27 protein-coding genes are annotated in these 25,782 nt (G+C 69.5%); 13 read left to right on the top strand and 14 right to left on the bottom strand.

From position 1 onward, the window contains the following. Positions 1-70: 70 nt before the first annotated feature. The 4 genes from JCM7685_RS09210 to JCM7685_RS09195 form a co-directional block, all read right to left on the bottom strand. Positions 71-1,300: an MFS transporter gene (locus tag JCM7685_RS09210; RefSeq protein ID WP_074966800.1), complete on the bottom strand. Its 1,230-nt coding sequence runs from the start codon at positions 1,298-1,300 to the stop codon at positions 71-73. 7 nt (positions 1,301-1,307) lie between these two features. Then, on the bottom strand, positions 1,308-1,946 hold the full coding sequence (locus JCM7685_RS09205; RefSeq protein WP_074966799.1) for a bifunctional 4-hydroxy-2-oxoglutarate aldolase/2-dehydro-3-deoxy-phosphogluconate aldolase: 639 nt from the start codon (positions 1,944-1,946) through the stop codon (positions 1,308-1,310). A 184-nt stretch (positions 1,947-2,130) separates the two neighbouring features. Beyond that, entirely contained in the window at positions 2,131-2,775 is a 645-nt protein-coding gene (locus JCM7685_RS09200) for a DUF1190 domain-containing protein (RefSeq protein WP_074966798.1), read from the bottom strand. Between the two features lie 3 nt (positions 2,776-2,778). Beyond that, positions 2,779-4,002, bottom strand: a complete 1,224-nt coding sequence (locus JCM7685_RS09195) for a glutathionylspermidine synthase family protein (RefSeq protein WP_074966797.1) — start codon at positions 4,000-4,002, stop codon at positions 2,779-2,781. 206 nt (positions 4,003-4,208) lie between these two features. Between JCM7685_RS09195 and JCM7685_RS09190 the strand changes: the two genes are divergently transcribed. The 5 genes from JCM7685_RS09190 (at position 4,209) to JCM7685_RS09170 (ending at position 9,481) form a co-directional block, all read left to right on the top strand. Then, positions 4,209-5,810, top strand: coding sequence for an ABC transporter substrate-binding protein (locus tag JCM7685_RS09190; RefSeq protein WP_074966796.1), 1,602 nt, complete (start codon positions 4,209-4,211; stop codon positions 5,808-5,810). Between the two features lie 96 nt (positions 5,811-5,906). Then, on the top strand, positions 5,907-6,920 hold the full coding sequence (locus JCM7685_RS09185) for an ABC transporter permease (RefSeq protein WP_074966821.1): 1,014 nt from the start codon (positions 5,907-5,909) through the stop codon (positions 6,918-6,920). Continuing rightward, on the top strand, positions 6,917-7,822 hold the full coding sequence (gene nikC, locus JCM7685_RS09180) for a nickel transporter permease (protein ID WP_074966795.1): 906 nt from the start codon (positions 6,917-6,919) through the stop codon (positions 7,820-7,822). Before JCM7685_RS09185 ends, nikC begins: the two co-directional genes overlap by 4 nt. Continuing rightward, positions 7,819-8,685, top strand: coding sequence for an ABC transporter ATP-binding protein (locus JCM7685_RS09175; protein WP_074966794.1), 867 nt, complete (start codon positions 7,819-7,821; stop codon positions 8,683-8,685). Before nikC ends, JCM7685_RS09175 begins: the two co-directional genes overlap by 4 nt. 43 nt (positions 8,686-8,728) lie before the next feature. Beyond that, positions 8,729-9,481 carry an ABC transporter ATP-binding protein gene (locus tag JCM7685_RS09170; protein ID WP_074966793.1) on the top strand — a complete coding sequence of 251 codons (753 nt, stop codon included), beginning with the start codon at positions 8,729-8,731 and terminating at the stop codon, positions 9,479-9,481. Here JCM7685_RS09170 and JCM7685_RS09165 read toward each other — a convergent pair. Beyond that, positions 9,478-10,188, bottom strand: a complete 711-nt coding sequence (locus JCM7685_RS09165; RefSeq protein WP_074966820.1) for a VIT1/CCC1 transporter family protein — start codon at positions 10,186-10,188, stop codon at positions 9,478-9,480. The genes JCM7685_RS09170 and JCM7685_RS09165 overlap by 4 nt on opposite strands. 227 nt (positions 10,189-10,415) lie before the next feature. Here JCM7685_RS09165 and JCM7685_RS09160 point away from each other — a divergent pair, with 227 nt between their 5' ends. Both JCM7685_RS09160 and JCM7685_RS09155 read left to right on the top strand, forming a co-directional pair. Beyond that, positions 10,416-10,838 carry a Fur family transcriptional regulator gene (locus JCM7685_RS09160; protein ID WP_074966819.1) on the top strand — a complete coding sequence of 141 codons (423 nt, stop codon included), beginning with the start codon at positions 10,416-10,418 and terminating at the stop codon, positions 10,836-10,838. Further along, positions 10,835-11,194 (top strand): YigZ family protein, encoded by a 360-nt coding sequence (locus JCM7685_RS09155; protein ID WP_074966792.1) that lies wholly within the window; start codon positions 10,835-10,837, stop codon positions 11,192-11,194. The genes JCM7685_RS09160 and JCM7685_RS09155 overlap by 4 nt, the downstream gene beginning before the upstream one ends. Here JCM7685_RS09155 and JCM7685_RS09150 read toward each other — a convergent pair. The 3 genes from JCM7685_RS09150 to pth are packed head-to-tail and all read right to left on the bottom strand — an operon-like array spanning position 11,191 to position 13,320. Beyond that, on the bottom strand, positions 11,191-11,559 hold the full coding sequence (locus JCM7685_RS09150) for a DUF2237 family protein (RefSeq protein ID WP_074966791.1): 369 nt from the start codon (positions 11,557-11,559) through the stop codon (positions 11,191-11,193). The genes JCM7685_RS09155 and JCM7685_RS09150 overlap by 4 nt on opposite strands. A gap of 1 nt (position 11,560) precedes the next feature. Continuing rightward, complete coding sequence (locus JCM7685_RS09145) at positions 11,561-12,610, bottom strand: DUF2332 domain-containing protein (protein ID WP_074966790.1); 1,050 nt, start codon at positions 12,608-12,610, stop codon at positions 11,561-11,563. Beyond that, positions 12,610-13,320, bottom strand: a complete 711-nt coding sequence (gene pth, locus JCM7685_RS09140; RefSeq protein ID WP_074966789.1) for an aminoacyl-tRNA hydrolase — start codon at positions 13,318-13,320, stop codon at positions 12,610-12,612. The genes JCM7685_RS09145 and pth overlap by 1 nt, the downstream gene beginning before the upstream one ends. A gap of 195 nt (positions 13,321-13,515) precedes the next feature. Between pth and JCM7685_RS09135 the strand changes: the two genes are divergently transcribed. From JCM7685_RS09135 to JCM7685_RS09115, 5 genes are all read left to right on the top strand, one after another. Beyond that, positions 13,516-14,145: an ATP-dependent Clp protease proteolytic subunit gene (locus tag JCM7685_RS09135; RefSeq protein ID WP_074966788.1), complete on the top strand. Its 630-nt coding sequence runs from the start codon at positions 13,516-13,518 to the stop codon at positions 14,143-14,145. 163 nt (positions 14,146-14,308) lie between these two features. Continuing rightward, positions 14,309-15,574, top strand: a complete 1,266-nt coding sequence (clpX, locus tag JCM7685_RS09130) for an ATP-dependent Clp protease ATP-binding subunit ClpX (RefSeq protein ID WP_074966787.1) — start codon at positions 14,309-14,311, stop codon at positions 15,572-15,574. Between the two features lie 195 nt (positions 15,575-15,769). Beyond that, entirely contained in the window at positions 15,770-16,144 is a 375-nt protein-coding gene (locus JCM7685_RS09125; RefSeq protein WP_074966786.1) for an NADH:ubiquinone oxidoreductase subunit NDUFA12, read from the top strand. Positions 16,145-16,148: 4 nt separating this feature from the next. Next, complete coding sequence (mlaD, locus tag JCM7685_RS09120; RefSeq protein WP_074966785.1) at positions 16,149-16,616, top strand: outer membrane lipid asymmetry maintenance protein MlaD; 468 nt, start codon at positions 16,149-16,151, stop codon at positions 16,614-16,616. Next, entirely contained in the window at positions 16,613-17,110 is a 498-nt protein-coding gene (locus JCM7685_RS09115; RefSeq protein ID WP_083412626.1) for a DUF2155 domain-containing protein, read from the top strand. The genes mlaD and JCM7685_RS09115 overlap by 4 nt, the downstream gene beginning before the upstream one ends. Here the strand turns inward: JCM7685_RS09115 and aat are convergent. The 6 genes from aat to tkt all read right to left on the bottom strand — a co-directional run bounded on the left by aat (position 17,074) and on the right by tkt (position 23,758). Further along, a complete protein-coding gene (gene aat / locus JCM7685_RS09110) occupies positions 17,074-17,712 on the bottom strand; it encodes a leucyl/phenylalanyl-tRNA--protein transferase (protein WP_074966784.1) in 639 nt (212 codons plus the stop codon). The two genes, JCM7685_RS09115 and aat, sit on opposite strands and share 37 nt — an antisense overlap. A gap of 34 nt (positions 17,713-17,746) precedes the next feature. After that, a complete protein-coding gene (gene accC / locus JCM7685_RS09105) occupies positions 17,747-19,096 on the bottom strand; it encodes an acetyl-CoA carboxylase biotin carboxylase subunit (RefSeq protein ID WP_074966783.1) in 1,350 nt (449 codons plus the stop codon). A 7-nt stretch (positions 19,097-19,103) separates the two neighbouring features. Beyond that, positions 19,104-19,619 carry an acetyl-CoA carboxylase biotin carboxyl carrier protein gene (gene accB, locus JCM7685_RS09100; protein ID WP_074966782.1) on the bottom strand — a complete coding sequence of 172 codons (516 nt, stop codon included), beginning with the start codon at positions 19,617-19,619 and terminating at the stop codon, positions 19,104-19,106. Positions 19,620-19,716: 97 nt separating this feature from the next. Continuing rightward, complete coding sequence (locus tag JCM7685_RS09095) at positions 19,717-20,607, bottom strand: lysophospholipid acyltransferase family protein (protein ID WP_074966781.1); 891 nt, start codon at positions 20,605-20,607, stop codon at positions 19,717-19,719. Positions 20,608-20,618: 11 nt separating this feature from the next. Continuing rightward, a complete protein-coding gene (locus JCM7685_RS09090; protein ID WP_074966780.1) occupies positions 20,619-21,545 on the bottom strand; it encodes a DMT family transporter in 927 nt (308 codons plus the stop codon). A 191-nt stretch (positions 21,546-21,736) separates the two neighbouring features. Beyond that, entirely contained in the window at positions 21,737-23,758 is a 2,022-nt protein-coding gene (gene tkt / locus JCM7685_RS09085; RefSeq protein ID WP_074966779.1) for a transketolase, read from the bottom strand. A 94-nt stretch (positions 23,759-23,852) separates the two neighbouring features. Between tkt and JCM7685_RS09080 the strand changes: the two genes are divergently transcribed. Next, entirely contained in the window at positions 23,853-25,769 is a 1,917-nt protein-coding gene (locus tag JCM7685_RS09080; protein ID WP_074966778.1) for a hypothetical protein, read from the top strand. The last annotated feature ends 13 nt before the right edge of the window (positions 25,770-25,782 follow it).

Here is a 25,782-nt window from a genome sequence, read left to right as displayed (position 1 = left end):
AAATATCCCGGGGGGAGCGCCTGCCGCACCCCATCGAGGGGTGCGGCAGGCGCGGGGGGCAGAGCTCCCCTTACCGCGCCAGTTCCTTCGGTCGCAACATCAGCCACAGCAGCGCGCCGCCGGCCAGCACCAGGAAGGGCAGCATGGCCAGGTTGACCGCGCTCCAGCCTGCCTGCGGCGAGCCGCCCATGCAGTTCATCAATCCGCCCGAGGACAGCGAGGCCAGGAATACGCCGGCAAAGACCACGGCGTCGTTCAGCCCCTGCACCCGCTCGCGCTCCTCGGGGCGATAGGCGCGGGTCAGCATGGCGGTGGCGCCGATATAGCCGAAGTTCCAGCCGAGGCCGAGCAGGATCATCGCCAGGAAGAAATGCGGCAGCTCCACCCCCGACAGCGCCACCGCGCCGGCGCCGGCGAGAATGGCGAGACCCAGCATGACGATGCGGGTGGCGCCGAAGCGCGCGATCAGGTGGCCGGTGAAGAAGGAGGGCGCGAACATGGCCAGCACATGGCCCGAGACGATATTCGCCGCATCTGCGGTGGCGAAGCCGCAGCCGACCACCGCCAGCGGTGCCGAGGTCATCACCAGGTTCATCAGCGCATAGGAGACTATGCCGCAGATCATCGCCACCGCGATCTGCGGCACCCGCAAGAGCGCGCCCAGCGGGCGGCCCTCGGTCTGGCCGGCGACGGGCGCCGGCGGCCGGGGAATGTCGAGGAAGGCGAAGAGCACCGGGCCGAGCAGGTTCAGGCCGATGATCGCCGCATAGGTGGCGAGGAAGGGGATGGCGGTCAGGTCGGCGGTCAGACGCACCAGCGCCGGCCCGGTGAAGGCGGCGGCGAGCCCCCCGGCCAAGACCCAGGAGATGGCGCGGGCCTGGAATTCCGGCGGGGCGCAATCGGTGGCGGCGAAGCGGAAGAAACCCTGCGCCGCCATATAGACCCCGGTCAGCAGCGCGCTGGCGGTGAAGAGCCAGAAATTGCCGGCCGACAGCGCATAGGCGGCGATGCCCGCCCCCAGGGCGGCCGAGCCGCAGGAAAGCAGGAATCCGGCCCGCCGGCCATGCCGGCGCATGAACGCCGACAGCGGCCGCGCCGACAGCGCCGAGCCCAGGATCATCATCGACAGCGGCAGGGTGGCGATGCAGGGATTGGGGCTGAGCATCTGGCCCGCCAGCCCGCCGACGATGAAGATCATCGACATCTGCGCCCCCAGCAGCGCCTGGGCCAGCAGCAGCACGATCACGTTGCGCCAGGCACGGCGCATCGGGTCGGGGGCGGCGATCTCGGCGACGGTCATCGCGGGCTCATTTCAGGGCGGCGGATTCTCGGGCGCGGGCCTCGACGGCCTGCCAGTCGCCGGCGGCGACATCGGCGTCGGGCGCGATCCAGCTGCCGCCGACGCAGACCACGTTCGGCAGCGCCAGATAGTCCGGGGCGTTCTGCGGCGTCACGCCGCCGGTCGGGCAGAAGCTGACCTGCGGCAATGGCCCGGCCAGGGATTTCAGCGATTTCGCGCCGCCCGCCGCCTCGGCCGGGAAGAATTTCAGCATGGAATAGCCCAGTTCCATCGCCCGCATCACTTCGGAGGCGGTGACGGCGCCGGGCAGGAGCGGCAGGCCGATGTCTTCGCAGGCGCGGGCCAGCGTCTCGGTCAGGCCGGGCGAGACGGCGAAGCCGGCGCCGGCATCCTTTGCGCGCTTGGCGTCGTCGGGGGTCAGCACGGTGCCGGCGCCGACATGGCCGCCCGGGACCTTGGCCATTTCGCGGATCACGTCGAGCGCGGCGGGGGTGCGCAGCGTCACCTCGAGCACGGGCAGACCGCCGGCGACCAGCGCGGTCGCGAGCCCCTCGGCGCGGGCGGCGTCGCCGACGACCAGCACCGGGATCACCGGGGCGAGTTCGCAAAGCGAGCGGGAGTTCCGGGACTGCATCTCGGGGGTCATGGCGGGCCTCGTTCCTGCGGAATTCGGCGGCAGGGTGCGCTTTTCCGCGCGGAGTTTCAAGAGCGGATGTTAGCGTTAACTGCCGGCGTTGGCTTCGGCGTCGGACGGGGGAGGGGCTTTCCGCCCCTCTTGCGGCTGGCGCCGCAATTCACCCCGAGGATATTTCCGCACAAAAGAAGATGCGCTATCCGCCCAGGCTGCGGCTGCCGCCCGAACTGCGGGTGGTGGCGCTGGCGCCGAAGCCGCCCCTCTGGCCGACCTGGGCCGCGCTCATCGGCGGCTTGCCGAGGGTCGAGGGCGCGCGCTGGAAGGTCGAGCTGGGCACCTTGCCCGCGCCCTTGTTGGTGGCGAATGCCTGGTCGCCCTTGGGCGTCGAATAGCGGCCGTCCGCCGTCGGCACCATCGGTTGCGAGAAGAGCCCGCCGCCGCGCGACAGCATCGAGCCCATCATGTAGCCGACCAGCAGCGGCATGAAGGAGAAGCCGCCGCCGGAGTTCTGCGCCTGGGCCTCGCCCGCGGCGGGTTGCTGGGCGGCCGGGTCGCTGCCGCAATTGCCGGCGCCGTGCTGCTGTTCGCAGAGTTCCTTCGATTCGTAGCGCGGCGCGGTTTCCAGGAATTCCTGCTGGGCGGCGGCGAAATTGGTGCGGCAGTCCTGTTCGGTGAACCACAGGCTGTTGTCCTTGGCCGCCGCGATGCAGCTTTCCAGGTCGGGGAAGCTTTGCGCGTCGACGCGGTCGTCCTTGCAGGCGGCAAGCGCCAGCGTGGCGGTGCCGGCCAGCACCAGCGCGACATGGCGCGAGCGCTTGCGGCGGGAAACGGGTGCGGTCATGGGTCAGCCCTCGATGAAATGCGGCTTGAAGCGGGACAGGTTGTGGGTGATGCGCGAGCGGTCCTCGCGCAGGCCGAGGCCGCAGCACATCTCGCCCACGATCCAGGCGCCGAGCACCGGGTGGAAGCCGCCGAACTCGGGCAGCGGCGCCAGGCCCTGGACGATCATCGGGTGGTGCGAATAGCTGTCGTCCTCGGTCCGCGCCACCTCGCGGCCGGATTCGTGGATCGTGACCCCGGCGCCTTCGCGCGAGAAGATCGGCTTAAGGACATGGCCGCGCGCCAGTTCGTCCCGGGCGGCGGTGAAGGCATCGGCGACGGCCGGGGCGGGGGCGCCGCCTTTCAGCGCATCCGCCACGTCGTCGAGAAAGAAGGCCGGCAACAGGTTCGGGTGACCGGGGAACATCTGCCACAGAAGCGGCAGGATGCCCTTGTTCGACAGGATCGCCTTCCACGGCGGCTCGATGAACCGGGCGCCGGCGCTTTGCAGATGCGTCGCGAACTCGTCGCGCAGCATGTCTTCCCAGGGGTAGAGCTTGAAGAGCGTGCCGATGACGCGGGACTGTTCGTCGGCGAACTGGCCTTCCTCGGTCAGGCCGATCTGGGCCAGCGCGGTGAAATGCGCGCCCAGGCCCGCCTCGCGCGCGGCCCAGGCCAGGGTTTCGACGGTGGCGTAATCCTCGGGGTTCTCGGGGTCGGCGGCGAAATGCACGTCCTCGCCATCGGCGCAGATCTGGGTCCAGCGCGCCACGATCGCCTCGTGGATGCTGTTGAACTGGTCGCAATCCTCGTCCAGCACGCCCGCCGCCCGCTGCTGTTCGAACCAGAGCCATTGGAAGCTGGCGGATTCGTAGAGCGCGGTCGGGGTGTCGGCGTTGTATTCCAGGAGCTTCGCCGGGCCGGTGCCGTCATAGGCCAGGTCCATGCGGCCGTAGAGCTCGGGCTCGCCATTGGCCCAGCTGCCGGCAACCAGGTCCCAGTGCCGTTCGGGAATGCCCAGCCGCGTCAGCCATGCCTCGTCCCGCGCCGCCAGGGCCACCGCCTCGCGGCACATGGCATGCAGCTCGGTCGCGGGGGCCTCGATGTCCTCCTCGATCTCGCGCAGGGTGAAGCGATAGGCGCTGGTTTCGTCCCAATAGGGCTCGCCGCCCATGTCGGCGAAGGTGAAGCCGAGCCTGGTGGCCTCGTCGCGCCAGCCGGGGCGTTCGGGAAGGGTGCGTTTGTCCATGGTCTCTCCTTGGCACCCGAAATAGGCGCGGGGCCACGCCGGGCGCAACCCTGCACGCCCAGATTCGCCGCATGTGCCGGCCGCGCCATGGTCGCCATGCCCGGAGGAAAGGCCAGAGGAAAGGCTTGCGGCATGGGTCGCTTCGGGCCAAGCTGCTACCATTCCAGCCCCGCGGACGACGGGGGGCGACAACAGGGATGATCCTCATGCAGAACCGTTTGCCGCTTCGCGCGCTGCTTCTGGCTTCGGCCCTTTCGCTGGCCGGCGCCATCCCCGGCGCCTGGGCCGAGACGCCGGCCGACACGCTGGTCATCGCCCATCAGATCGACGACATCATCAGCCTGGACCCCGGGCAGAGCTTCGAGTTCTCGGGCCAGGACGTGATCAAGAACATCTACGACCGGCTGGTCGATTTCGACCCGCTGGACCTTGCCGCCGGCATCAAGCCCGCGCTGGCCGAATCCTGGGAGGTCAGCGAGGACGGCAAGACCATCACCCTGACCATGCGCGACGGGGTGACGTTCCATTCCGGCAACCCGGTCCGGGCCGAGGACGCCGCCTGGTCGCTGCAGCGCGTGGTCAAGCTGAACAAATCGCCGGCCTTCATCCTGAACCAGTTCGGCTTCACCCCCGAGAACGTGGACCAGCAGATCACCTTCGAGGACAACAGGCTGATCCTGAAGCTGGACCAGCCCTATGCGCAATCCTATGTGCTGAACTGCCTGGCGGCCGAGGTCGGCTCGGTCGTGGACAAGGAAACCGCCATGAGCCATGCCGAGGGCGAGGATTTCGGCAATGCCTGGCTGTCCACCAACGACGCAGGCTCGGGTGCCTACAGCCTGGCCGCCTGGCGGCCGAACGAGGCGGTGCAGTTGGCCGCCAATGCCGATTACTGGCAGGGCGCGCCGGCGATGAAGCGGGTGATCGTGCGCCATGTCCAGGAAAGCAGCGCCCAGCGGCTGCTGCTGGAACAGGGCGACATCGACGTCGCCCGCAACCTGACGCCGACCGACGTGGACGGCATCGCCGGCAACGACAAGCTGAAGGTCACGGACGAGCTGCGCGGCCGCATCCTCTACATGGGGCTGAACCAGAAGGACCCGCTGCTGCAGCGCCCCGAGGTGATCGAGGCGATGAAATATCTGGTCGATTACAAGGGCATCGAGGCGAGCTTCCTGAAGGGCCAGTGGAAGGTGCACCAGAACTTCCTGCCCGAGGGCTATCTGGGCGGCTCGGACGAGAATCCCTGGAGCTACGACGTCGAGAAGGCGAAGCAGATCCTGACCGATGCCGGCATCACCTCGGGCAAGGTCAGGACCGTGATCCGCGACATCCGCGAATACACCGACACCGCCCAGACCCTGCAGGCGGCCATGGCCCAGGCCGGGCTGACGCTGGAGATCCAGCAGATGACCGGGGCGCAGGTGCTGGACGCCTATCGCGCGCGCCAGGTGCCGATCTTCATCGGCGAATGGGGCCCGGATTATGCCGACCCGAACACCAATGCCTCGACCTTCGCCTACAACCCGAACAATGCCGACGATGCCGGCCTGTCGCAGCTGGCCTGGCGCAACGCCTGGGCGGTGCCGGACGAGATGAACAAGGCCACGGTCGCGGCGACCCTGGAAGGCGACACCGACAAGCGGGTGCAGATGTATCTGGATATCCAGAAGGACTATCGCGAGATCGCCCCGATCATCCCGATGTTTCAGAAGATCGAGCAGGTGGCGTCGCAGCGTAACGTCCAGCACTGGACCTCGGGCGGCTCGGTCAGTTCGGCCATGTATCGGCAGGTGACGAAGGAATAGCGGGTGGTCCATCCCGACACCGCGGCGGGCGCGGGGCAGGGCGGCCTGTCCCCGGCAGGCGGTGCGCCGCCGTCGCCGTCGCATCGGGGCGCGCGTCTGCGCCGGCGGGCGCGCGCCGTGGCCGGGCTGGTCCTGTCGCTGCTGCTGACCTTGCTGGGGCTGTTGCTGGTGACCTTCGTCATCGGCCGGGTCATGCCCATCGACCCGGTGCTGAAGGTGGTGGGCGAACGCGCGACCCAGGCGCAATACGAGGCGGCGCGCATCGCCATGGGCCTGGACAAGCCGCTGTGGCAGCAGTTCCTGCTCTACATGGCCGAGGTGCTGCGCGGCGATTTCGGCCGCTCGATCTCGACCGGGCATCCGGTGGCGCAGGACCTGCGGCGGGTGTTCCCGGCGACGCTGGAACTGGCGACGCTGGGCACGCTGATCGGGGTCTGCGTGGGCGTGCCGCTGGGCGTGGTCGCGGCCGCGCGGCGCGGCGGCTGGATCGACCAGATCGCCCGCGTCGTGGCGCTGGTGGGCTATTCGATGCCGATCTTCTGGCTGGGGCTGATGGGGCTCTTGCTGTTCTACGGCATCCTCGGCTGGGTCGGGGGCCCGGGCCGGCAGGGCATCATCTACGACGGCATGGTGCCCGAGGTGACGGGCATGATCCTGCTCGACAGCCTGCTGGCCGGCGACTGGGCGGCCTTTCGCGATGCCTTCGGCCATATCGTGCTGCCGGCCAGCCTGCTGGGCTATTTCAGCCTGGCCTATGTCAGCCGCATGACCCGCAGCTTCATGCTGGAGCAGCTTTCGGCCGAATATGTCACCACCGCCCGGGTCAAGGGCCTCAGCGAGCGCCGGGTGATCTGGGGCCACGCCTTCCGCAACATCCTGGTGCCGCTGGTCACGGTGATCGCGCTCAGCTTCGCCTCGCTACTGGAGGGCTCGGTGCTGACCGAGATCGTGTTCAGCTGGCCCGGCATCGGCCAGTACATCACCAAGGCGCTGCTGGCCGGCGACATGAATGCGGTGCTGGGCGGCACGGTGGTGATCGGCACCTGCTTCGTGGTGCTGAACCTGCTGTCCGACATCCTCTACCGGCTGCTGGACCCGAGGGCGAAATGACCGAGACGACGCGCGCATGGCTGCTTTCCGACGCGCCGCAGACCCGGCGGCAGGCGCGGCTGGGCGCGCTCTATCACGGCTGGCTGACCTTCCGGGCCAACAGGCTGGCCATGCTGGGGCTGGCGATCCTGGTCCTGCTGGTGCTGACGGCCGCCTTCGCGCCCTGGCTCGCGCCGCAGGATCCCTATGCCCAGAACCTGGCCGAGCGGCTGAAGCCGCCCTCGGCCGCGCACTGGTTGGGCACCGACGCGCTGGGGCGGGACATCCTGTCGCGGCTGATCTTCGGGTCGCGGGTGACGCTGTTCATCGTCGGCACCGTGGCGCTGATCGCGCCGGTGATCGGGCTCTTCGTCGGCACGGTGGCGGGCTTTGCCGGCGGCTGGCTGGACCAGGTGCTGATGCGGATCACCGACATCTTCCTGGCCTTCCCGAAGCTGATCCTGGCGCTGGCCTTCGTCGCCGCGCTGGGCCCCGGCATCGGCAATGCGGTGCTGGCGCTGGCGATCACCTCCTGGCCGCCCTATGCCCGGCTGGCGCGGGCCGAGACCCTGACCATCCGCAACGCCGATTACATCGCCGCCGCCCGGCTGCAGGGCGCGGGGCCGCTGCGGCTGCTGATCGGCCATGTCTGGCCGCTCTGCGTCAGTTCGCTGATCGTGCGGGTGGCGCTGGACATGGCGGGGATCATCCTCTCGGCCGCAGGCCTCGGCTTCCTCGGGCTCGGCGCGCAGCCGCCGATGCCGGAATGGGGGGCGATGATCTCGGACGGGCGCACCTATATCCTGGATTTCTGGTGGGTCGCGGCCATGCCCGGCATGGCGATCTTCATCGTCTCGCTGGCCTTCAACCTGCTCGGCGACGGGTTGCGCGACGTGCTGGATCCCAAGGGAGGCCGGGAATGACCCCGCTGCTGTCCATCCGCAACCTGCGCGTGGGCTTCCCGACCCGCTCGGGCCTGTTCGAGGCCGTGCGTGGCGTCAGCTTCGACCTCGGCCGGGAACGGCTGGGCGTGGTCGGCGAATCCGGCTCGGGCAAGTCGATGACCGGCCGCGCCATCCTCGGCCTGGTGCGCCCGCCGGGCCGGGTGACGGCCGACCGGATGGAACTCGACGGCGAAAGCATCCTGAACCTGCCCGAGGCGCGGATGCGCCGGCTGCGCGGCGCCCGCATCAGCATGGTCATGCAGGATCCGAAGTTCAGCCTGAACCCGGTAATGACCATTGGCCGGCAGATCATGGAAAGCTACCGCCTGCATTCCGGCCGAGGCGGGCAGGCGGCGCGCGACAAGGCGCTGGACATGCTGCGCGCCGTGCAAATCCGCGACCCCGAGCGGGTGTTTCACGCCTATCCGCACGAGGTCTCGGGCGGCATGGGCCAGCGCGTCATGATCGCCATGATGCTCGCCCCGGACCCGCAGATCCTGATCGCGGACGAACCCACCTCGGCGCTGGACGTCTCGGTCAGGAACGAGGTCCTGCACATCCTGGACAGGCTGGTCGGGGAACGCGGCATGGGCCTGATCTTCATCAGCCACGACCTGAACCTGGTGGCGCAGTTCTGCGACCGGGTGCTGATCATGTATGCCGGCCGCGTGGTCGAGGAACTGCCCGCGCGCGACCTGCACGCCGCCCGCCACCCCTATACCCAAGGGCTGTTGAACAGCCTGCCGCGCCTCGACCGGCCGGTCGAACGCCTCTCGACCCTGCAACGCCAGGACAGCTGGCGCGACGAGGAAATCGCCACGCCGCTGCCCGGAGGCCTGTGATGCTTCTTTGCTCCGAAAATACCCAACCGCAACGGGGCAAGCCATGCTGACGGTCGAGGATCTGGACGTCTGGTTCGGTCACCCGCCCGAGCGTGTCGATGCCGTACGCGGCGCCGGCTTCTCGGTCCCGCGCGGCGAAAGCTTCGGCCTGGTCGGCGAATCCGGCTCGGGCAAGTCGACGATCCTGCGCGCGATCGCCGGGCTGATCGGCACTTGGTCGGGCCGGATCGAGGTGGCGGGCGAAACCGTCGCCGGCCGCCACCGCTCCAAGGCGTTCCACAAGACGGTGCAGATGGTGTTCCAGGACCCCTATGCCAGCCTGCACCCGCGCCATTCGGTGGATCGCGTCCTGTCCGAGACCCTGCGCCTGCAGGGCATGGACCGGATCGACGCCCGCATCGCCGGCCTGCTCGACCAGGTCGGCCTGGGGCGCGGCTTCCGCTTCCGCTATCCGCACCAGCTGTCGGGCGGCCAGCGCCAGCGCGTGGCCATCGCCCGCGCCCTGGCCGCCGAGCCGCGGCTGCTGCTGCTGGACGAGCCGACCTCGGCGCTGGATGTCAGCGTCCAGGCCGAGATCCTGAACCTGCTCTCGGACCTGCGGCGCGAACGCGGCCTGACCTATGTCATGGTCAGCCACGACCTGGCGGTGGTGGCGCATATGTGCGACCGGCTGGCGGTGATGCGCGCCGGCCGCATCGTCGAGCAGATGACCGCCGCAGAGCTGCGCGCCGGTGCCGCCCGCACGGATTACGCCCGCGCGCTGATGGCCGCCAGCGCCGGTTACGTCCCCCGCTAGACCGCGATGCCGAAGAGCTTGCCGATCCCCGCCGTCACCGCCAGCGCGACGATGCCGCCCAGCACCACCCGCAGCACCGCCCGGCCGGGAGGGGCGCCGCCGGCCCAGGCCCCCAGCACCCCCAGCAGCGCCAGCGCCAGCACCACCGACACCAGGACGGCCGCAATCACCGCGCCGCCCGGCGCCAGCACCGCCGCCAGCAGCGGCACCGCCGCCGCCGTGCTGAAGGTCGCGGCCGAGGCCGCGGCGGCCTGCAGCGGATTGGCGCTCGACGCCTCGCTCAGCCCCAGCTCGTCGCGGACATGGGCGGCCAGCGCGTCGTGTTCGGTCACCTCGCGCGCGGCCTGCAGCGCGGTGCCGGGCGCCATGCCGCGCGATTCATAGATCGCCGCCAGCTCGTGTAGTTCTTCCTCGGGCATGTCGCGCAGCGCGGCGGTCTCGCGCGCGATGTCGGCGCGCTCGGTATCGGATTGCGAACTGACAGAGACATATTCGCCCATCGCCATGGACATCGCCCCGCCGACCAGCCCCGCCAGCCCAGCGATCAGGATCGCCTCGCGCCCGGGGTCGGCAGCGGCCACCCCGACGATCAGCGCCCCCACCGAGACGATGCCGTCGTTCGCCCCCAGCACCGAGGCCCGCAGCCAGCCCATGCGGGCGACGTAATGCGGATCGTCGGGATGGGCGCTGGGAATCGTCCTGTGCATCTTGTCCTCGTCTGACATCGGTCGCAGCTTAGCGGCCCGATCCGCTTTTGCCAGCCTTGCCGCCCCCGGCCCGGGCGCGCCGCCGCCTTGTCCGGACGAATCCCGCTCAAACCGCCCGTGGATGCGGCAATCCGCCGCCGGAAGACGCCGTGCGCCGGCAGCGGGGCACTGCCGCCGCGCAGGCGCAAGCGGGTTGCGCCCGCCGCGGCTCTGGGTGATGAATGGCCATGGAGACCGACGCCCGAGCCCAAGCCTTCGAGGACGCCCTGCGCCGCGCCGGCGTGCGCATCACCCGCCAGCGGGCGGCGCTGCTGCGGGTGCTGGCCGCGGCGGCGGATCACCCCGATGCGACCCAGCTGCACCGGCGCGCCGCCGAGGCCGGGGCCGGGGTGTCGCTGGCCACGGTCTATCGCACGCTTTCGGCGCTGGAAGCCCAGGGCATGATCCAGAAGCTGGAATTCGAGGGCGAGCCCGCGCGGTTCGAGACCGCCGACGGCCGCCACCACGACCACATGATCGACGTCGAGACCGGCGAGGTGATGGAGTTCCTGAACGAGCGCATCGAGCGCCTGCAGGCCGAAATCGCCGCCGAGATGGGCTACGAGATCGTCCGCCACCGGCTGGAGCTCTATGTCCGGCGCAAGCGATGAGCCTGGTCACCTTCGACAAGATCATCTCGGACCGCGGGTCGCGCTACGCGGTCTCGGGCGGGCCGGCGACCAGCCGGGCCGAGGTCGCGGCGGCTCTGGCCGCGCTGACGGCCAACAAGCGCTTCGCCAAGGCGACGCATCACAGCTGGGCGGCGATCCTGTCCGGCGAAGGCGTCAAGGAGGACGACGGCGAATCCGGCGCCGGCCAGATCATCCTGCAGATGCTGGAACGCGCCGGGCTGGCGGATCATGTCGTGATCGTCACCCGCTGGTATGGCGGCAAGCATCTGGGCGGCGACCGCTTTCGCCATGTCGTGGACGCGGTGCGCCACTATCTGGCGCAGACCGGGCGCTAGTCCTCGGCCCTGTGCGCCTGCAACAGCTCCATCGGCACGATTTCCAGCGCCAGCGCATGCGTCGCCTCCAGCACCACCTTGGGCGCGGCGAATTCCTGCGCCGCCTGCAGGAAGCGCGCGGCGCAGAGGCACCAGCGGTCCCCGGGCTTCAGGCCCGGAAAGCGGAACTCGGGGCGCGGCGTCGACAGGTCGTTGCCGAGATATTTGGACAGCGCCAGGAACTCGGCGGTGACGACGACGCAGACGGTATGGCTGCCGTGATCCTCGGGGCCGGTGTTGCAGCAGCCGTCGCGATAGAAGCCGGTCATCGGCGCGGTCGAGCAGGGCTGCAGCACCCCGCCAAGCACGTTCATCGACGGGTCCATGTCAGTTCTCCCTTGGCCGCCAGTCGATCCAGCGGGCGTGAAAATCAGCGCGGCCCAGGTCCCAGGCCCGCGGCCGGGTCCCGTCCCAAAGCCGCAGGCGCAGCCCGGCCCCGTCGCCGCCGTCGTTCTCCATCGCCAGATGCGCCAGCGGGCGGGCGGCATCGACCTGGGCGCCGGCCCGGTTTAGGGCGGTTTCGATGCGGGCGCGGGTCGCGGACGGAAAATATTGCGCCGCGACCGTATGATAGACCAGCCGGCCATGCGGCGCCGGCTCGGCCAATCGCGCTTCGAGCCAGTCGGCGGCATCGGCGCGATCGACCTGCGGCGGATGCGCAGCGGCGATCGCCAGCGCCGCCCGCAGACGGGCCAACCGGTCCTGCTGGTCCGCCCAGACATAGGCCATCAGCCGGAACCCGTCCCGTGCCGGGTCGAGCGGATGCAGGTCCACGCCCCGCGCCGCGCCGACGGGCAGGGCGGCGGGCGGCGGCGGGCTGCCGCGCCAGATCGGCCGCAGCCGCAGATCGGAACCGGGGTCCCCGGCCAGCGTCGGCTGGAATCCGTCTTCATCCGCAAGGCTGTAGCGCGGAAAGTTCAGGTTCAGCCCGGCGCTGGCGCCCAGTTCCAGAAGGTCGAAGCGCACCCCCGGCAGCAGCCCCGCCACGAACCAGGCCCCGGCGATCAGCACCGCCGAGCGGCCCACCTCGTTCGTCTGCGGCGCATGCTCGATCCAGTCGAGGATATGGCTGCCATGCATCTGAACTGCCTGACAAACTTCCCGATCCAGATCGGCGGCGCCGCCGGTTGCATAGGCGCGCGCCAGTTCGGGCGCGGCCTCCGACAGCACCAGCGCATGCAGCGCGCCGCAAAGCCGCAGCGGCAGGGAATCGGCGGCTGGCCGGGGATCGCCGGGCCAAGCCTTCACCCGCCGCCCGACCGGGCCCTGGTCGGCGGCGATGACGCGGGTCAGGGCTTCGCAGACCCGCGCCGTCAGGCCCGATCCGAGGGCGCGGCAGGCCCGGGCCTGCTGGGCCAGCGCCTCCTGCCAGCCCATCAGCGAAACCGGTCGCCGAGGGCGCGCAACCGGTCGGCGAAACTGGACGGCTCGGGCGTTTCGGCCGGCTCGGATGCCGGCGGAGCGGCGGCCTTGTCGCCGCCCGGCGCCGGTTTCCCGGGCCGAGTGCCGCTGTTGCGGGGCGGCGAGACGCGCGCCGCCACCGCGTTCAGGAAGGCCGTATCGTCGCCCGCCGCCAGCGCCGCGGCGCCGTCCGAGATGCCGCGCAGCAGGTTGTCCAGCCCGGCCTCTTCCGCCTTGGCGAAATCCGACAGCACATGGCCGGTCACCCGGTCCTTGTGGCCGGGATGGCCGATGCCGATGCGCAGCCGCCGACAGGCCTCGCCGATATGCTGATGGATCGAGCGCAGCCCGTTGTGCCCGGCATGGCCGCCGCCGGTCTTCACCCGCACCTTGCCGGGCGCCAGGTCCAGCTCGTCATGCAGCACGATCACGTCTTCGGGCGCCAGCTTCAGATAGCGCATGGCCTCGCCCACCGCCTGGCCCGAGAGGTTCATGAAGGTGCCGGGCTTGAGCAGGGTGATCCGTTCCTCGCCCAGCCGACCCTCGGACGCCTCGCCCTGGAAGCGGCTGCGCCAAGGGGCGAAGCCGTGGTCCGCGGCGATGCGCTCGACCGCCATGAAGCCCACATTGTGCCGGTTCGCGGCGTATTTCGGGCCCGGATTGCCCAGGCCGACGATCAGTTTCATGCGTTTCTCCGTCGCTGGCCGCCAGACTACCGGGGCAGCGAAGGCGGGGCAAATTTTATCGCTCTCTTGTCCTCGGGGGCCGGCGTTACTAAGACTCTGTCAACCTTTCGCGTCTAAGAGACGACAAGCGCGGCCGCGCTGTCGGGTCGAATCGCGGAACGGACGGCACAGGCAGGGACAAAAGCAGGGAAAGACATGCACGATCCGGCAGAATTCTATATGAACACGCTCGTCCCGATGGTCGTCGAACAGACCAGCCGCGGCGAACGTGCCTATGACATCTTCTCGCGCCTGCTGAAGGAACGGATCATCTTCATGTCCGGCCCGGTGCATGACGGCGTGGCGACGCTGATCTCGGCGCAGTTGCTGTTTCTCGAGGCCGAGAATCCGACCAAGGACATCAGCATGTATATCAACAGCCCCGGCGGCGTGGTGACCGCGGGCCTGTCGATCTATGACACTATGCAATACATCAAGCCGCGCGTCTCGACGCTGGTGGTGGGGCAGGCGGCCTCGATGGGGTCGCTGCTGCTCTGCGCCGGCCAGCCCGGCCACCGCTTCTCGCTGCCGAATTCGCGCATCATGGTGCACCAGCCCTCGGGCGGCTTCCAGGGCCAGGCGACCGACATCCTGATCCACGCGCGCGAGACGGAAAAGCTGAAGCGGCGCCTGAACGAGATCTATGTCCAGCACACCGGCCGCACCCTGGAAGAGGTCGAGGAAGCGCTGGAGCGCGACCGCTTCATGTCGCCCGAAGAGGCGAAGGAATGGGGTCTCATCGACGAGATCCTCGTGGCGCGCGGCAAGGCCGAGCCCGGGGCGTGACGACCCCGGCACGAAGGCTGCGGCGCAGACCTTTTGGGGATTGTGACGGGCCACCGCGGCCCGTAACATATGCGCCGACGCTTGGCGTGGCCCGGCCACGCCAGGGACAGGCGGCCGTCCGGCGCTCTTGCCGGGCTTCCGATGCAATACGAGGATCGAACTGATGGCCAACCCGACCGGCGGCGACAGCAAGAACACGCTCTACTGCAGCTTCTGCGGCAAGAGCCAGCACGAGGTGCGCAAGCTGATCGCGGGACCGACCGTGTTCATCTGCGACGAATGCGTCGAACTTTGCATGGACATCATCCGCGAGGAAACCAAGACCTCGGCGCTGAAGTCCGGCGACGGCGTGCCCAGCCCGCGCGAGATCTGCAACGTGCTCGACGATTACGTCATCGGCCAGGAACATGCCAAGCGGGTGCTCTCGGTCGCGGTGCACAACCATTACAAGCGGCTGAACCACAGCGCGAAAAGCGATATCGAACTGGCCAAGTCGAACATCCTGCTGATCGGCCCGACCGGCTGCGGCAAGACGCTGCTGGCGCAGACTCTGGCCCGCATCCTGGACGTGCCCTTTACCATGGCCGATGCGACCACGCTGACCGAGGCCGGCTATGTCGGCGAGGACGTGGAAAACATCATCCTGAAGCTGCTGCAGGCGTCGGAATACAATGTCGAGCGCGCGCAACGCGGCATCGTCTATATTGACGAGGTCGACAAGATCACCCGCAAGTCCGACAACCCCTCGATCACCCGCGACGTGTCTGGCGAAGGCGTGCAGCAGGCGCTCTTGAAGATCATGGAGGGCACCGTCGCCAGCGTGCCGCCGCAGGGCGGGCGCAAGCATCCGCAGCAGGAATTCTTGCAGGTGGACACGACGAACATCCTGTTCATCTGCGGCGGGGCCTTCGCCGGCCTCGACCGCATCATCGCGCAGCGCAACAAGGGCACGGCGATGGGCTTCGGTGCCTCGGTCAAGGAAAACGACGACAAGGGCGTTGGCGAGCTCTTCAAGCAGCTCGAACCCGAGGACCTGCTGAAATTCGGCCTGATCCCGGAATTCGTCGGCCGTCTGCCGGTCATCGCCACGCTGGGCGACCTAGACGAGGCCGCGCTGATCACCATCCTGACCGAGCCCAAGAACGCGCTGGTCAAGCAGTATCAACGCTTGTTCGACCTGGAAAACGTCAAGCTGACCTTCACCGAGGACGCGTTGACCGCCATCGCCAAGCGCGCGATCAAGCGCAAGACCGGCGCGCGGGGCCTGCGCTCGATCATGGAGGACATCCTGCTGGACACGATGTTCGACCTGCCGGGCATGGACAGCGTCGCCGAGGTGGTGGTGAACGAGGAAGCGGTCGAGAACCCGACCGCCAAGCCGTTGCTGATCCATACCGAAAGCAAGAAGGAAACCGCGACCGCCAGCTGAGCGGCGGCGCGGGCCACGCCTGCGATCTTTGCGCCGGCCCTGGCCGGATGGTCGGCCCGGTTTTGGCCGCCCCCGTGCGAGCACTGGTGCGGCGTCGCGCCGCCGCTGGGGTCGGGCAGTATCGCGCAACTTCTCTGGACCTTCCGGGCCGGTTGGGCCATATCTCGGCAAGACACATCGAAGAGGTTCGCACCCATGTCGCTTCTGCTCCGCATCCTGACCTGGTGGAACAGCCAGACCTTGAACACCCAGGTCTGGACCCGGCTCTATGGCGAGAAGATCGGCGAGGACGATCAGGGCAATGTCTATTACCAGTCGGGCGGCGGCAAACGGCGCTGGGTCATCTACAATGGCGAGGCCGAGGCCAGCCGGATCTCGCCCGAATGGCACGGCTGGTTGCACCACACCTACAAGCAGCCGCCGACGCAGGAACCGCTGGGCCACAAGCCCTGGGAAAAGCCGCATGAGCCGAACATGACCGGCACGCCCGCGGCCTATCACCCGGCCGGTTCGCTGTATCGCGCCGCGCCGGCCCAGCGTCGCGACTACGACGCCTGGCAACCCGAATAGGCCGATGAACAGCGCCGCCGAACGGGCCGAGCTTTGGGTGGGGGCCGGGGTGCTGGTCGTCGCCGTCGGGTTCCTGGCCTGGTCCACCGCCGGCGGCGGTCTCGGCAGCCGGCTGGGCCCGGGCTATGAATTGCGCGCGGCCTTTCCGAACGTCGACGGCATCGAGGTCGGCACCGATGTGCGGGTGGCCGGCGTCAAGGTCGGCCGGGTCTCGGCGGTCGAGCTGAACCCGCAGACCTATTTCGCCGAGGCGCGGCTGCGCCTGCCGCAGCGCATCGTCCTGCCCGCCGACAGCGCCGCGCTGATCCAGTCCGACGGCCTGCTGGGCGGCGCCTATATCGAGCTGCAGCCCGGCGGCGCGGCCGAGAACCTGGAGCCTGGCGACGAGATCGAGGATGTGCAGGGCGCCGTCAGCCTGCTCTCGCTGATGATGAAATTCGTGGATTCGCAAAGCTCGGACGATGGCAAATGACTGACCTTCTGACCCGCGCCTGCCTCTGCCTGCTGCTGGCCGCCAGCCCGGTGCTGGCGCAGGAGGAGGAGCAACCGCCAGAGGAGCGGCAGCTGATGGTCGATCCGGCCTTCAGCGACGACCCCGATGCCGTGGTCCCGGCCGAACCCTCGGCGGCCGAGCGGCAGCGCGCGGCCGAGGCCGCCCGCGGCCCGGAAACCGCCGCCGGCAAGGGTGCACAGTTGCGCGGACTGGACAAGATCACCGGCCAGACCCAGGATTTCGACCTGGCCATAGGCCAGTCCCTGGAATTCGGCCGTCTTCAGGTCAGCCTGGGGGAGTGCCGCTTTCCTGCCGCCGATCCCAGCTCGGATGCCTATGCCGAGCTGACGATCATCGACAGCCGCGCCAACAAGCGGGTGTTTTCCGGCTGGATGATCGCCTCGGCGCCCGCGCTCTCGGCGCTGGACGATTCGCGCTACGATGTCTGGGTGATTTCCTGCGACAAGGCCTGAGCGTCCGGCAGCGGATGCGCGAGGAATTCGGCCGGCTGCCGCAGCGCCGCGGCCAGCCGCCGGCGATATTCCATGCGCGGGATGGTCTGCCCCCCCATCGAGACCAGGTGCGGGTTCGGGTATTGCGTGTCCCACAGCGTGAAGCCGCAGCGCGCCAGATGCCCCGAGACCCAGATCATCGCCGCCTTTGAGGCATTGGTCCGGCGCGAGAACATGCTTTCGGCGAAAAAGGTCCCGCCCAGCACCAGCCCGAACATGCCGCCGATCAGCGTCTCGCCGTCCCAGACCTCGACCGAATGGGCATGGCCGCGTCGGAACAGGTCCTGATACAGCGAAAGCAGCGGCGGGTTGATCCAGGTTTCCGGGCGATCGGCGCAGCCCGCGACCACGCCGGAAAAGTCGCGGTCGATGCTGGCCCGCCAGCCGCAATGCCGCAGAAAGCGCCGCATCGAGCGCGAAACATGCACCCCACCCACCGGCAGGATGCCGCGCAGGCCGGGCTCGAACCAATAGAGTTGCGGGTCCGAAGCGGATTGCGCCATCGGGAACACGCCCTGGGCATAGGCGGCCAGCATGCCTTCGGCGGTCAGCCCGCCGCTCATGCCGGGGCCGCCTGTCGCCGCCCGCCCGTCACCGTCAGGCGCTGGCCATCTCGGCCAGCCAGCGTTCCAGCCAGTGGATCGAATAGTCGCCCTGCCGGATGTCGGGGTTCTGAAGCAGCGCGCGGAACAGCGGGATGGTGGTGTCGACCCCGTCCACGATCAGCTCGTCCAGCGCCCGGTTCAGCCGCGCCAGCGCCTCGGGCCGGTCGCGGCCGTGCACGATCAGCTTGCCGATCAGGCTGTCGTAATAGGGCGGGATGCGGTAGCCGTCATAGATGGCGCTGTCCATCCGCACGCCCAGGCCCCCGGGGGCATGGTATTGCGAGATGGTGCCGGGCGAGGGGGTGAAGTTCGGCAGCTTCTCGGCGTTGATCCGCACCTCGATGGCATGGCCCTGGATGGTCAGATCCTCCTGGCGGAACTCCATCTCTTCGCCCGAGGCGACCAGGATCTGCTGGCGCACCAGGTCGACGCCGAAGATCGCCTCGGTCACCGGATGTTCGACCTGCAGGCGCGTGTTCATCTCGATGAAGTAGAACTCGCCGTCCTCGAACAGGAACTCGATGGTGCCGGCGCCGCGATAGCCCAGCTTGGCCATGGCATTGGCGCAGATGCCGCCGATGCGGGCGCGCTGTTCGGGGGTGATGACGGGGCCGGGGGCCTCTTCCAGCACCTTCTGGTGGCGGCGCTGCAGCGAACAGTCGCGCTCGCCCAGGTGGACCGCGCGGCCGCGACCGTCGCCGAAGACCTGGATCTCGATATGGCGCGGGCGTTGCAGGTATTTCTCGATATAGACCTCGTCGTTGCCGAAGGCGGCCTTGGCCTCGGCGCGGGCGGTGCGGAAGGCGGTCTCCAGCGCCGCCTCGTCCAGCGCCACCTTCATGCCGCGGCCGCCGCCGCCGGCGGTGGCCTTGATGATCACCGGGTAGCCGATCTCGGCCGCGACGCGCCTGGCCGCGGTCACGTCCGCCACGCCGCCCTCCGAGCCGGGGACCACCGGGATGCCCAGCGATTTCGCGGTCTCCTTGGCGGTGATCTTGTCGCCCATGATGCGGATGTGTTCGGCCGAGGGGCCGATGAAGGTGATGCCGTGATCCTCGACCATCTGCACGAAGCCGGCGTTTTCGGACAGGAAGCCATAGCCCGGATGGATGGCCTGGGCGCCGGTGATCTCGCAGGCCGAGATGATGGCCGGCTGCGACAGGTAGCTGTCGGTCGAGGGCGGCGGACCGATGCAGACGGATTCGTCGGCCATGCGCACATGCATCGCGTCGGCGTCGGCGGTGGAATGCACCGCGACGGTGGCGATGCCCATCTCGCGGCAGGCGCGGATCACGCGCAGCGCGATCTCGCCGCGATTGGCGATCAGGATCTTGTCGAACATCCGCGCCTCACTCGACGACCATCAGGGGGGCGCCGAACTCGACCGGGCTGCCGTCGTCGACGAGGATGCGCTTGACCGTGCCCGAGCGGGGCGAGGGGATGTGGTTCATGGTCTTCATCGCCTCGACGATCATCAGCGTCTCGCCTTCCTTGACCTGCTGGCCGATGCTGACAAAGGCGGGCGCGCCGGGTTCGGCGGCCAGATAGGCGGTGCCGACCATGGGCGAGGTCACGACGCCGGGCAGGCTGGCCGGGTCCTCGGCGGCGCCGACGGCAGGGCCGGCGCTGGGAAGGGCCGCCGGCGCGACCGGGGCGGCGGCGGGAGAGACCATGGCCTGCACGACCTGCTGCTTCACCTGTTTCGACAGGCTGACGGTCAGGCGGTCGTTTTCGTCGTATTCGCGCTTGACGGACAGTTCGGTCAGCTCGTTGCGATTGAGCAGCTCGGCAAGGGCCTGGATGAAGGCGACGTCGCCTTCGTGATGGCGCTTTTCGTGACCAGCTTCTTTGGAATCGTCGCTCATGCCGTCCTCTGGATTTTGTTGCGGGGCCGCGTTCTGTGCGCGGCGGTTTGCGGGGCTTATAAACCGGACTACAACCCGAGGGAAAGGGTTTCGCCGCCTAGCGCCGGCGTTTCCAGCGCCGATGCACCCAGAACCACTGCGCCATATGCGCGCGGACCAGCCGTTCCAGGTCGTCGTTCAGTGCCTGCATCATCGTTGCCGGATCGCTGTGCGGGATCGGCGCGCCGACCTCGACCCGGAAGCTGATCCCGTCGGGCTGGCGCACGCCCGCGACCGGCAGGATCAGCGCGTCGTAGCGGATCGCCAGCTCCGCCGGTGTCAGCACGGTCCTGGTCGGCAGGCCGAAGAAGCGCAGTTCGGCGCCGTGGTCGTCGAACTGGTCGAAGCCCAGCGCCATCCAGCCGCCGCCCTTGAGAAAGCGCAGCATGGCGGCCAGGCCGGCGCGGCCGCGCGGGAACATCGGCTCGGCGATGGCGCGCATGGCGGGGATGTAGTGGCGGTTGAAGGCCTCGTTGTTCATCGGCCGGTAGAGGGCGCCGACCGGCCAGCCGCGGCCGGCCAGCGCGGCGCGCATGGCGTCGTAATTGCCGAAATGCGCCACGGCCAGGATCACCGGCCGGCCGGCCTGGGCGGCCTGCTCCAGCGCCGGCAGGCCGGGCCCGGTCAGCGGATCGGCGGCGTGGATGCGATCGGTGAATTCGGCGCCGGAATAGATTTCCGCCAGCGAGCGGCCGGCGTTTTCCGGGACCGCACGCAGCAGATGGCGCAACTCGGCCGGGGTCAGGTCGGGCCGGGCCATGGCGAGATTGGCGCGGATGCGCTTGCGCCAGCCGGCCAGCGGTCCCAGCACATGGGCAAAGAACCAGCCCATCGCCGGGATGCGGCGGCGATAGGGCAGGGCGCGGGCCAGGGCCATCACGGCCAGGAAGGCGCCGTTGGCGATGCGGTCGCGCAGGGCCACCGGCTCGGTCGTGTCGGTCTCGCTCATCGCGGTCCTGTTCAGACGGCCCGGTTCATCGCGCGGGCCTCGCGCATCCAGACATACAGCCCGGCGCCCACGATGATCAACGCGCCGGCCAGGGTCCAGAGATCCGGCAGGTTGCCCCAGAACAGCCAGCCCCACAACCCCGCCCAGATCAGCCCGGTATAGCCGAAGGGGGCGATGGCGGCGGCCTCGGCCAGGGCGAAGGCGCGGATCAGCAGCGCCTGCGCCACGGTGCCGAACCCGCCGAGCAGCAGGAAGGCCCAGAGGTCCTTCGCCGCGATCGGCTGCCAGAAGAACGGCACCGCCAACGAGGTCAGCACCGAGCCGACCAGCGCCGACCACAGGACCGAGGTGGCGGTGGAATCGCTGCGGGCGGTGCGGGTCAGCAGCGCGCCGGCCGCATAGGTGCCGGCGGCGATCAGCGCCAGGATCGCGGCGGGATGAAAGACGCCGGCACCCGGGCGAATGACGATCATGGCGCCGCAAAGCGCGGCCAGGATGCCGAGGATGCGGCGGATGCCGATGGATTCGCCCAGAAAAAGCGCGGCGCCCAGCGTGATCAGCACCGGGTTGATGTCCATGATCGCGGTCGCCTCGGCCAGGCCGATGAACTGCAGCGAACTGAAGAACAGCAGGCCCGAGGCGAGCTGCGTCACGCCGCGAAAGACCTGCACCACCGGGCGCCGGGTGGTCAGGGTGCTGCGCAGCCGCGGCGCAAGGATCGCCGCGACGATGGTCAGGTTGATGACGAAACGCACCCAGATCACCTGCACCGGATGGTAGAGCGACGAGAGATGCTTGCCGGTCGCATCCATCAGCGTGAACATGAAGATCGCCAGCAGCAACAGCAGGATGCCGTGCAATTGCGTGGGCCGCGCCGGATCGCCCGCAGGGGCGAGGATCGGCGGCAAGGCGCCGGGCGTGGGGTCGGGCGAGGTCATGGCGGCATCCGCTTCTGGCTCGGATCGGGCTATGGCGCGACGCATCGCCGGGTGGTGCCGTCGCAGGGGGATCGGGGAAACGGCGGCAGGCGCGGCGGTTGCTGCCGGGGCGGCGTTGCGGCAAGGAAACGACGGAAAATGGTGCCCTGGTTGGGGCCTGGGCCGCGCCTTGCGGGGCGCGGCCCGGATGGTCAGCCGAGCAGGCGGCGGGCTTCGTCGACGGCGGCCTCGGCGGTGATGCCGAACGCCTTGTAGAGGGCCGGGGCCGGGGCCGAGGCGCCGAAACCGGTCATGCCGATGAAGCCCGCCTTCTTTTCCTTGCCGCCTTCGCCCAGCAGCAGCCAGTCCCAGGGCTGGCGCACCGCCGCCTCGATGGCGACGCGGACCGGGCCCTTGGGCAGCACCTGCCGGCGGTAGCTTTCCGGCTGGTCGCGGAAAAGCTCCATCGAGGGCACCGAGACGACGCGGGTCGGAATGCCCTTGGCTTCCAGCGCCTCGCGGGCGGCGACGGCGATCTCGACCTCCGAGCCGGTGGCCATCAGGATGACCTCGGGCGCCTTCTTCGAGGCCTCGCGCAGGACATAGGCGCCCTTCGCGGTCAGGTTCTCGCCCGCGGTCTCGCGCAGGGTCGGCAGGTTCTGGCGCGACAGCGCCAGGACCGAGGGGGTGGTTTCGCTCGACAGCGCGATTTCCCAGGCCTCGGCGGTCTCGATCAGGTCGCAGGGGCGGAAGGTCAGCGTGTTCGGCGTCGCGCGTAGCATGGCCAGATGCTCGACCGGCTGGTGGGTCGGGCCGTCCTCGCCCAGGCCGATGCTGTCATGGGTCATGACATAGACCACCGGCAGGCCCATCAGCGCCGACAGCCGCATGGCGCCGCGGGCGTAGTCGGTGAAGCACATGAAGGTGCCGCCATAGGGGCGCAGGCCGCCGTGCAGCCAGATGCCGTTCATCGCCGCCGCCATGCCGTGTTCGCGGATGCCGTAGTTGATGTAGCGGCCCTTGCGGTTCTGCGGGTCGAACACGCCCAGGTCCTTGGTCCTGGTGTTGTTCGAGCCGGTCAGGTCCGCCGAGCCGCCGATGGTTTCGGGCAGTTCGGGGTTGACCACCTCCAGCACCATTTCGCTGGCCTTGCGGGTCGCGACCTTGGGCTTGGAGGCCAGCGCCTGTTCCTTGAGCGCGGCGATGGTGGGGCCGAGCCGGTCGCTGGGCACGCCCGAGATGCGACGGGCGAATTCGTCGCGGTTCGGGGCGGCGTCGACCCGGGCGGCCCAGGCTTCGCGTTCCGCGCGGCCGCGGGCGCCGATGGCGCGCCATTCGGCCAGGATGTCCTCGGGGACGACGAAGGGGCCGTGTTCCCAGCCATAGGCGGCGCGGACGGCGGCGATCTCTTCGGCGCCCAGGGGCGAGCCATGCGCGCCCGAGGTGTCCTGCTTCTTCGGTGCGCCATAGCCGATCACCGTCTTGCAGGCAACCAGCACCGGGCGGCCGTCGGCGCCCGAGGCGGCATCGGCCAGCGCGCGGGCGATGTCGGCCGGGTCATGGCCGTCGCAGGCGAGCGTGCGCCAGCCCGAGGCCTGGAAGCGCTTGGCCTGGTCGGTCGAATCCGACAGCGACACCCGTCCGTCGATGGTGATGTCGTTGTCGTCCCAGAGCACGATCAGGTTGCCGAGCTTCTGGTGGCCGGCAAGCGCGATGGCCTCCTGGCTGATGCCCTCCATCAGGCAGCCGTCGCCGGCGATGACCCAGGTCTTGTGGCTGCACAGATCGGCGCCGAACTGGGCGCGCATCGCTTCTTCGGCGATGGCCATGCCGACGGCGGTGGCGATGCCCTGGCCCAGGGGACCGGTCGTGGTCTCGACCCCCTCGACATGGCCGTATTCCGGGTGGCCGGCGGTGATCGCGCCCCATTGGCGGAAGTTCCGGATCTGGTCGAGGCTCATCTGCTCGTAGCCGGTCAGGTGCAGCAGGGCATAGATCAGCATCGAGCCATGGCCGGCCGACAGCACGAAACGGTCGCGGTTGAACCAGTTCGGGGCGGCGGCGTCGAATTTCAGGTGGTCGCGGAACAGGACCGTGGCCACGTCGGCCATGCCCATCGGCATGCCGGGATGGCCCGAGTTCGCGGCCTCGACCGCGTCCATGGCGAGGGCGCGGATGGCGGTGGCGAGGCCCCAGTGAGCGGGATCGGCCTTGCGGCGTGCGGCGATGTCCATGTGGGAAATCCGTGCTGTTGGATGGCGGCACGTCCTGATAGGCAGGAGCCGGCGCGGTTGCAACCCGCCTCGGGGATCGGCTGGACGGTTTGGTATGGCAAAGGACGTCGCACTTATCGGATTCCGGCAGGACCGGATCGGCGCCCGGCTGATCTGCCTGCTGAACGTCATGCGGCTGGCGCGCAAGTTCGGGGTCCGGGGCCGCTATCTCTGGCTGTCCCAGCCCGATGGGCCCTATCCCGAACTGGTCGATCCGCGGCATTTCCTGACGCCGGAATTCGTGGCCGCGCATATCGAGATCGTGGACGAGGCGCCCTCGCGCGCGGGTTGGCAGAATGTCCGCGCCGCCGCGCCGGGCATGAATGCCGCCGGCTTCGCCCGCGCCCTGGCCGACGGGCGGCGCTACGAATGCGACGCCATGTCCGAGACCGTGCGCTTCCTGGACGAGGATCCAGCCGATGTCGCCGCCGAGATGCGTGCCGTGGCGCAGGACCTGCAGCTGTCGCCGCGGCTGGCGCGGGCGCTGGACGAGGCGCGGCGCGTCATCGCGCGGGCCGGCGGCGGCCAGCCGATCGCCATCCACGTCCGGCGCGGCGACATCCTGGACGGCGATCCCTGGTCCTATTCCTCCTGGTCGGCGAAATACGTGCCCGACGAGTTCTTCCGCATCTTCATCGCCCGGCATCGGGGTCCGGTCATCGCCTTTTCCGACACGCCCGCCGCCGTCGCCCATCTGCGCCAGAGCGACGCGCGGGTGCTGGCGGCGGACGCGCTTCTGGATACCGCCGCCCTGACCCCCGCCGAGCGCGACCTGCTGGAGTTGCTGCTGATGGCCGGCTGCGCCGAGGTCGGCGCGCCCGCCCAGAGCGCCTTTTCCCGCGCCGCCGCGGTGATCGGCGGTTGCCGCATCCTGCCCTTGCCCAACGGGCTGACGGATGCCGAGCGCCGCGCCGGATACGACGCGCTGCTGGAGCGGGTGATCGCGCGCCCCGACAGCTTCTTCGCGTCGGGCGATCTGGCGCAGACCGCAAGCTATGCCGCCCGCCATGCCGCGCTGGCCGGGCGCGGCAGCGCGCTGGTCGATGCGCTGGGGGACCGGCAGGACCTGCTGGAGCGGTTTCCGTTCCTCTATCGCGAACTCGCGGCGGCGGCCTGGGCGGCGGGTCGGACCCAGAAGGCGCGGCGGCTGGCGCGGCAGGGGCTGGGCTCTGCGCTGATGCGCAACCGCGACAAGCCGCTGTGCCGGCAGGTGCTGCTGGTGACCGAGGCCCAGGACGAGGCGGCGTTGCAGGCGGCCTTTCTGAACATGGTCTTTACCGGCCGTTCCGCAGACGGGCCGATCATGCCGCAACTGGGGCTGCGGCTGCTGGCGGGCGGCGGCCGGGCGGCGCGAGAGCTGGGCTTTCCGCCCGCGCTGCTGCCGCTCTACGCCCAGGCCGACCCGCAGCAAGGCGCGGCGGAAAAGGCACTGCCGCTTTGGGCGGTGCGGATCGACTGGGCGGAATTCGTCCGCGATCCCGGCCTGACCAGCGAGATGCTGCTCTGGCCCGACATGTGGCGCAAGATGCGCCCCTCGGCCGGGGACCTGGCCGAGGTCGAAGCCGCGCTGGCCCAGGGCGGCAAGCCGGATCTGCCGGGGCAGGACGGTGCGGCGCGCCTTGGGTTCTGCGCGTCGGTCCTGCGGCTGCACGGGCGGCTGCGCCGGGCCATGCTGCTGCTGGAATGGCTGGACGACCTCCGGCCGGGCGATTTCCTGACCAGCAAGCGGCTGGCGGATGCCTGTTTCGCGGCCGGCAACCGCAAGGCGGGCTGGCGCTGGCTGGAAAAGGCGCAGGCGCTGGCGCCGGACAATGCCATGCTGCGCCTCTCCCAGGCGATCCGCGCCGCCGAAGCGGGCGACGCCGCCCGCGCCGAGGGGCATCGGCGGGCAGCCGAGGCCGCTTGGCCGGAATTGCAGCTGGAGCGCAGCGTCCGCCGCGCATTGCACGAACAGACGCCGGGCCAGGGCTGATCCCGGGCGACCC

The organism is Paracoccus aminovorans (assembly GCF_900005615.1).
Lineage (GTDB): Bacteria > Pseudomonadota > Alphaproteobacteria > Rhodobacterales > Rhodobacteraceae > Paracoccus > Paracoccus aminovorans.
The sequence above is the reverse complement of the archived record's forward strand: the minus strand, read 5'-3'. Positions and strand labels throughout refer to the sequence as shown.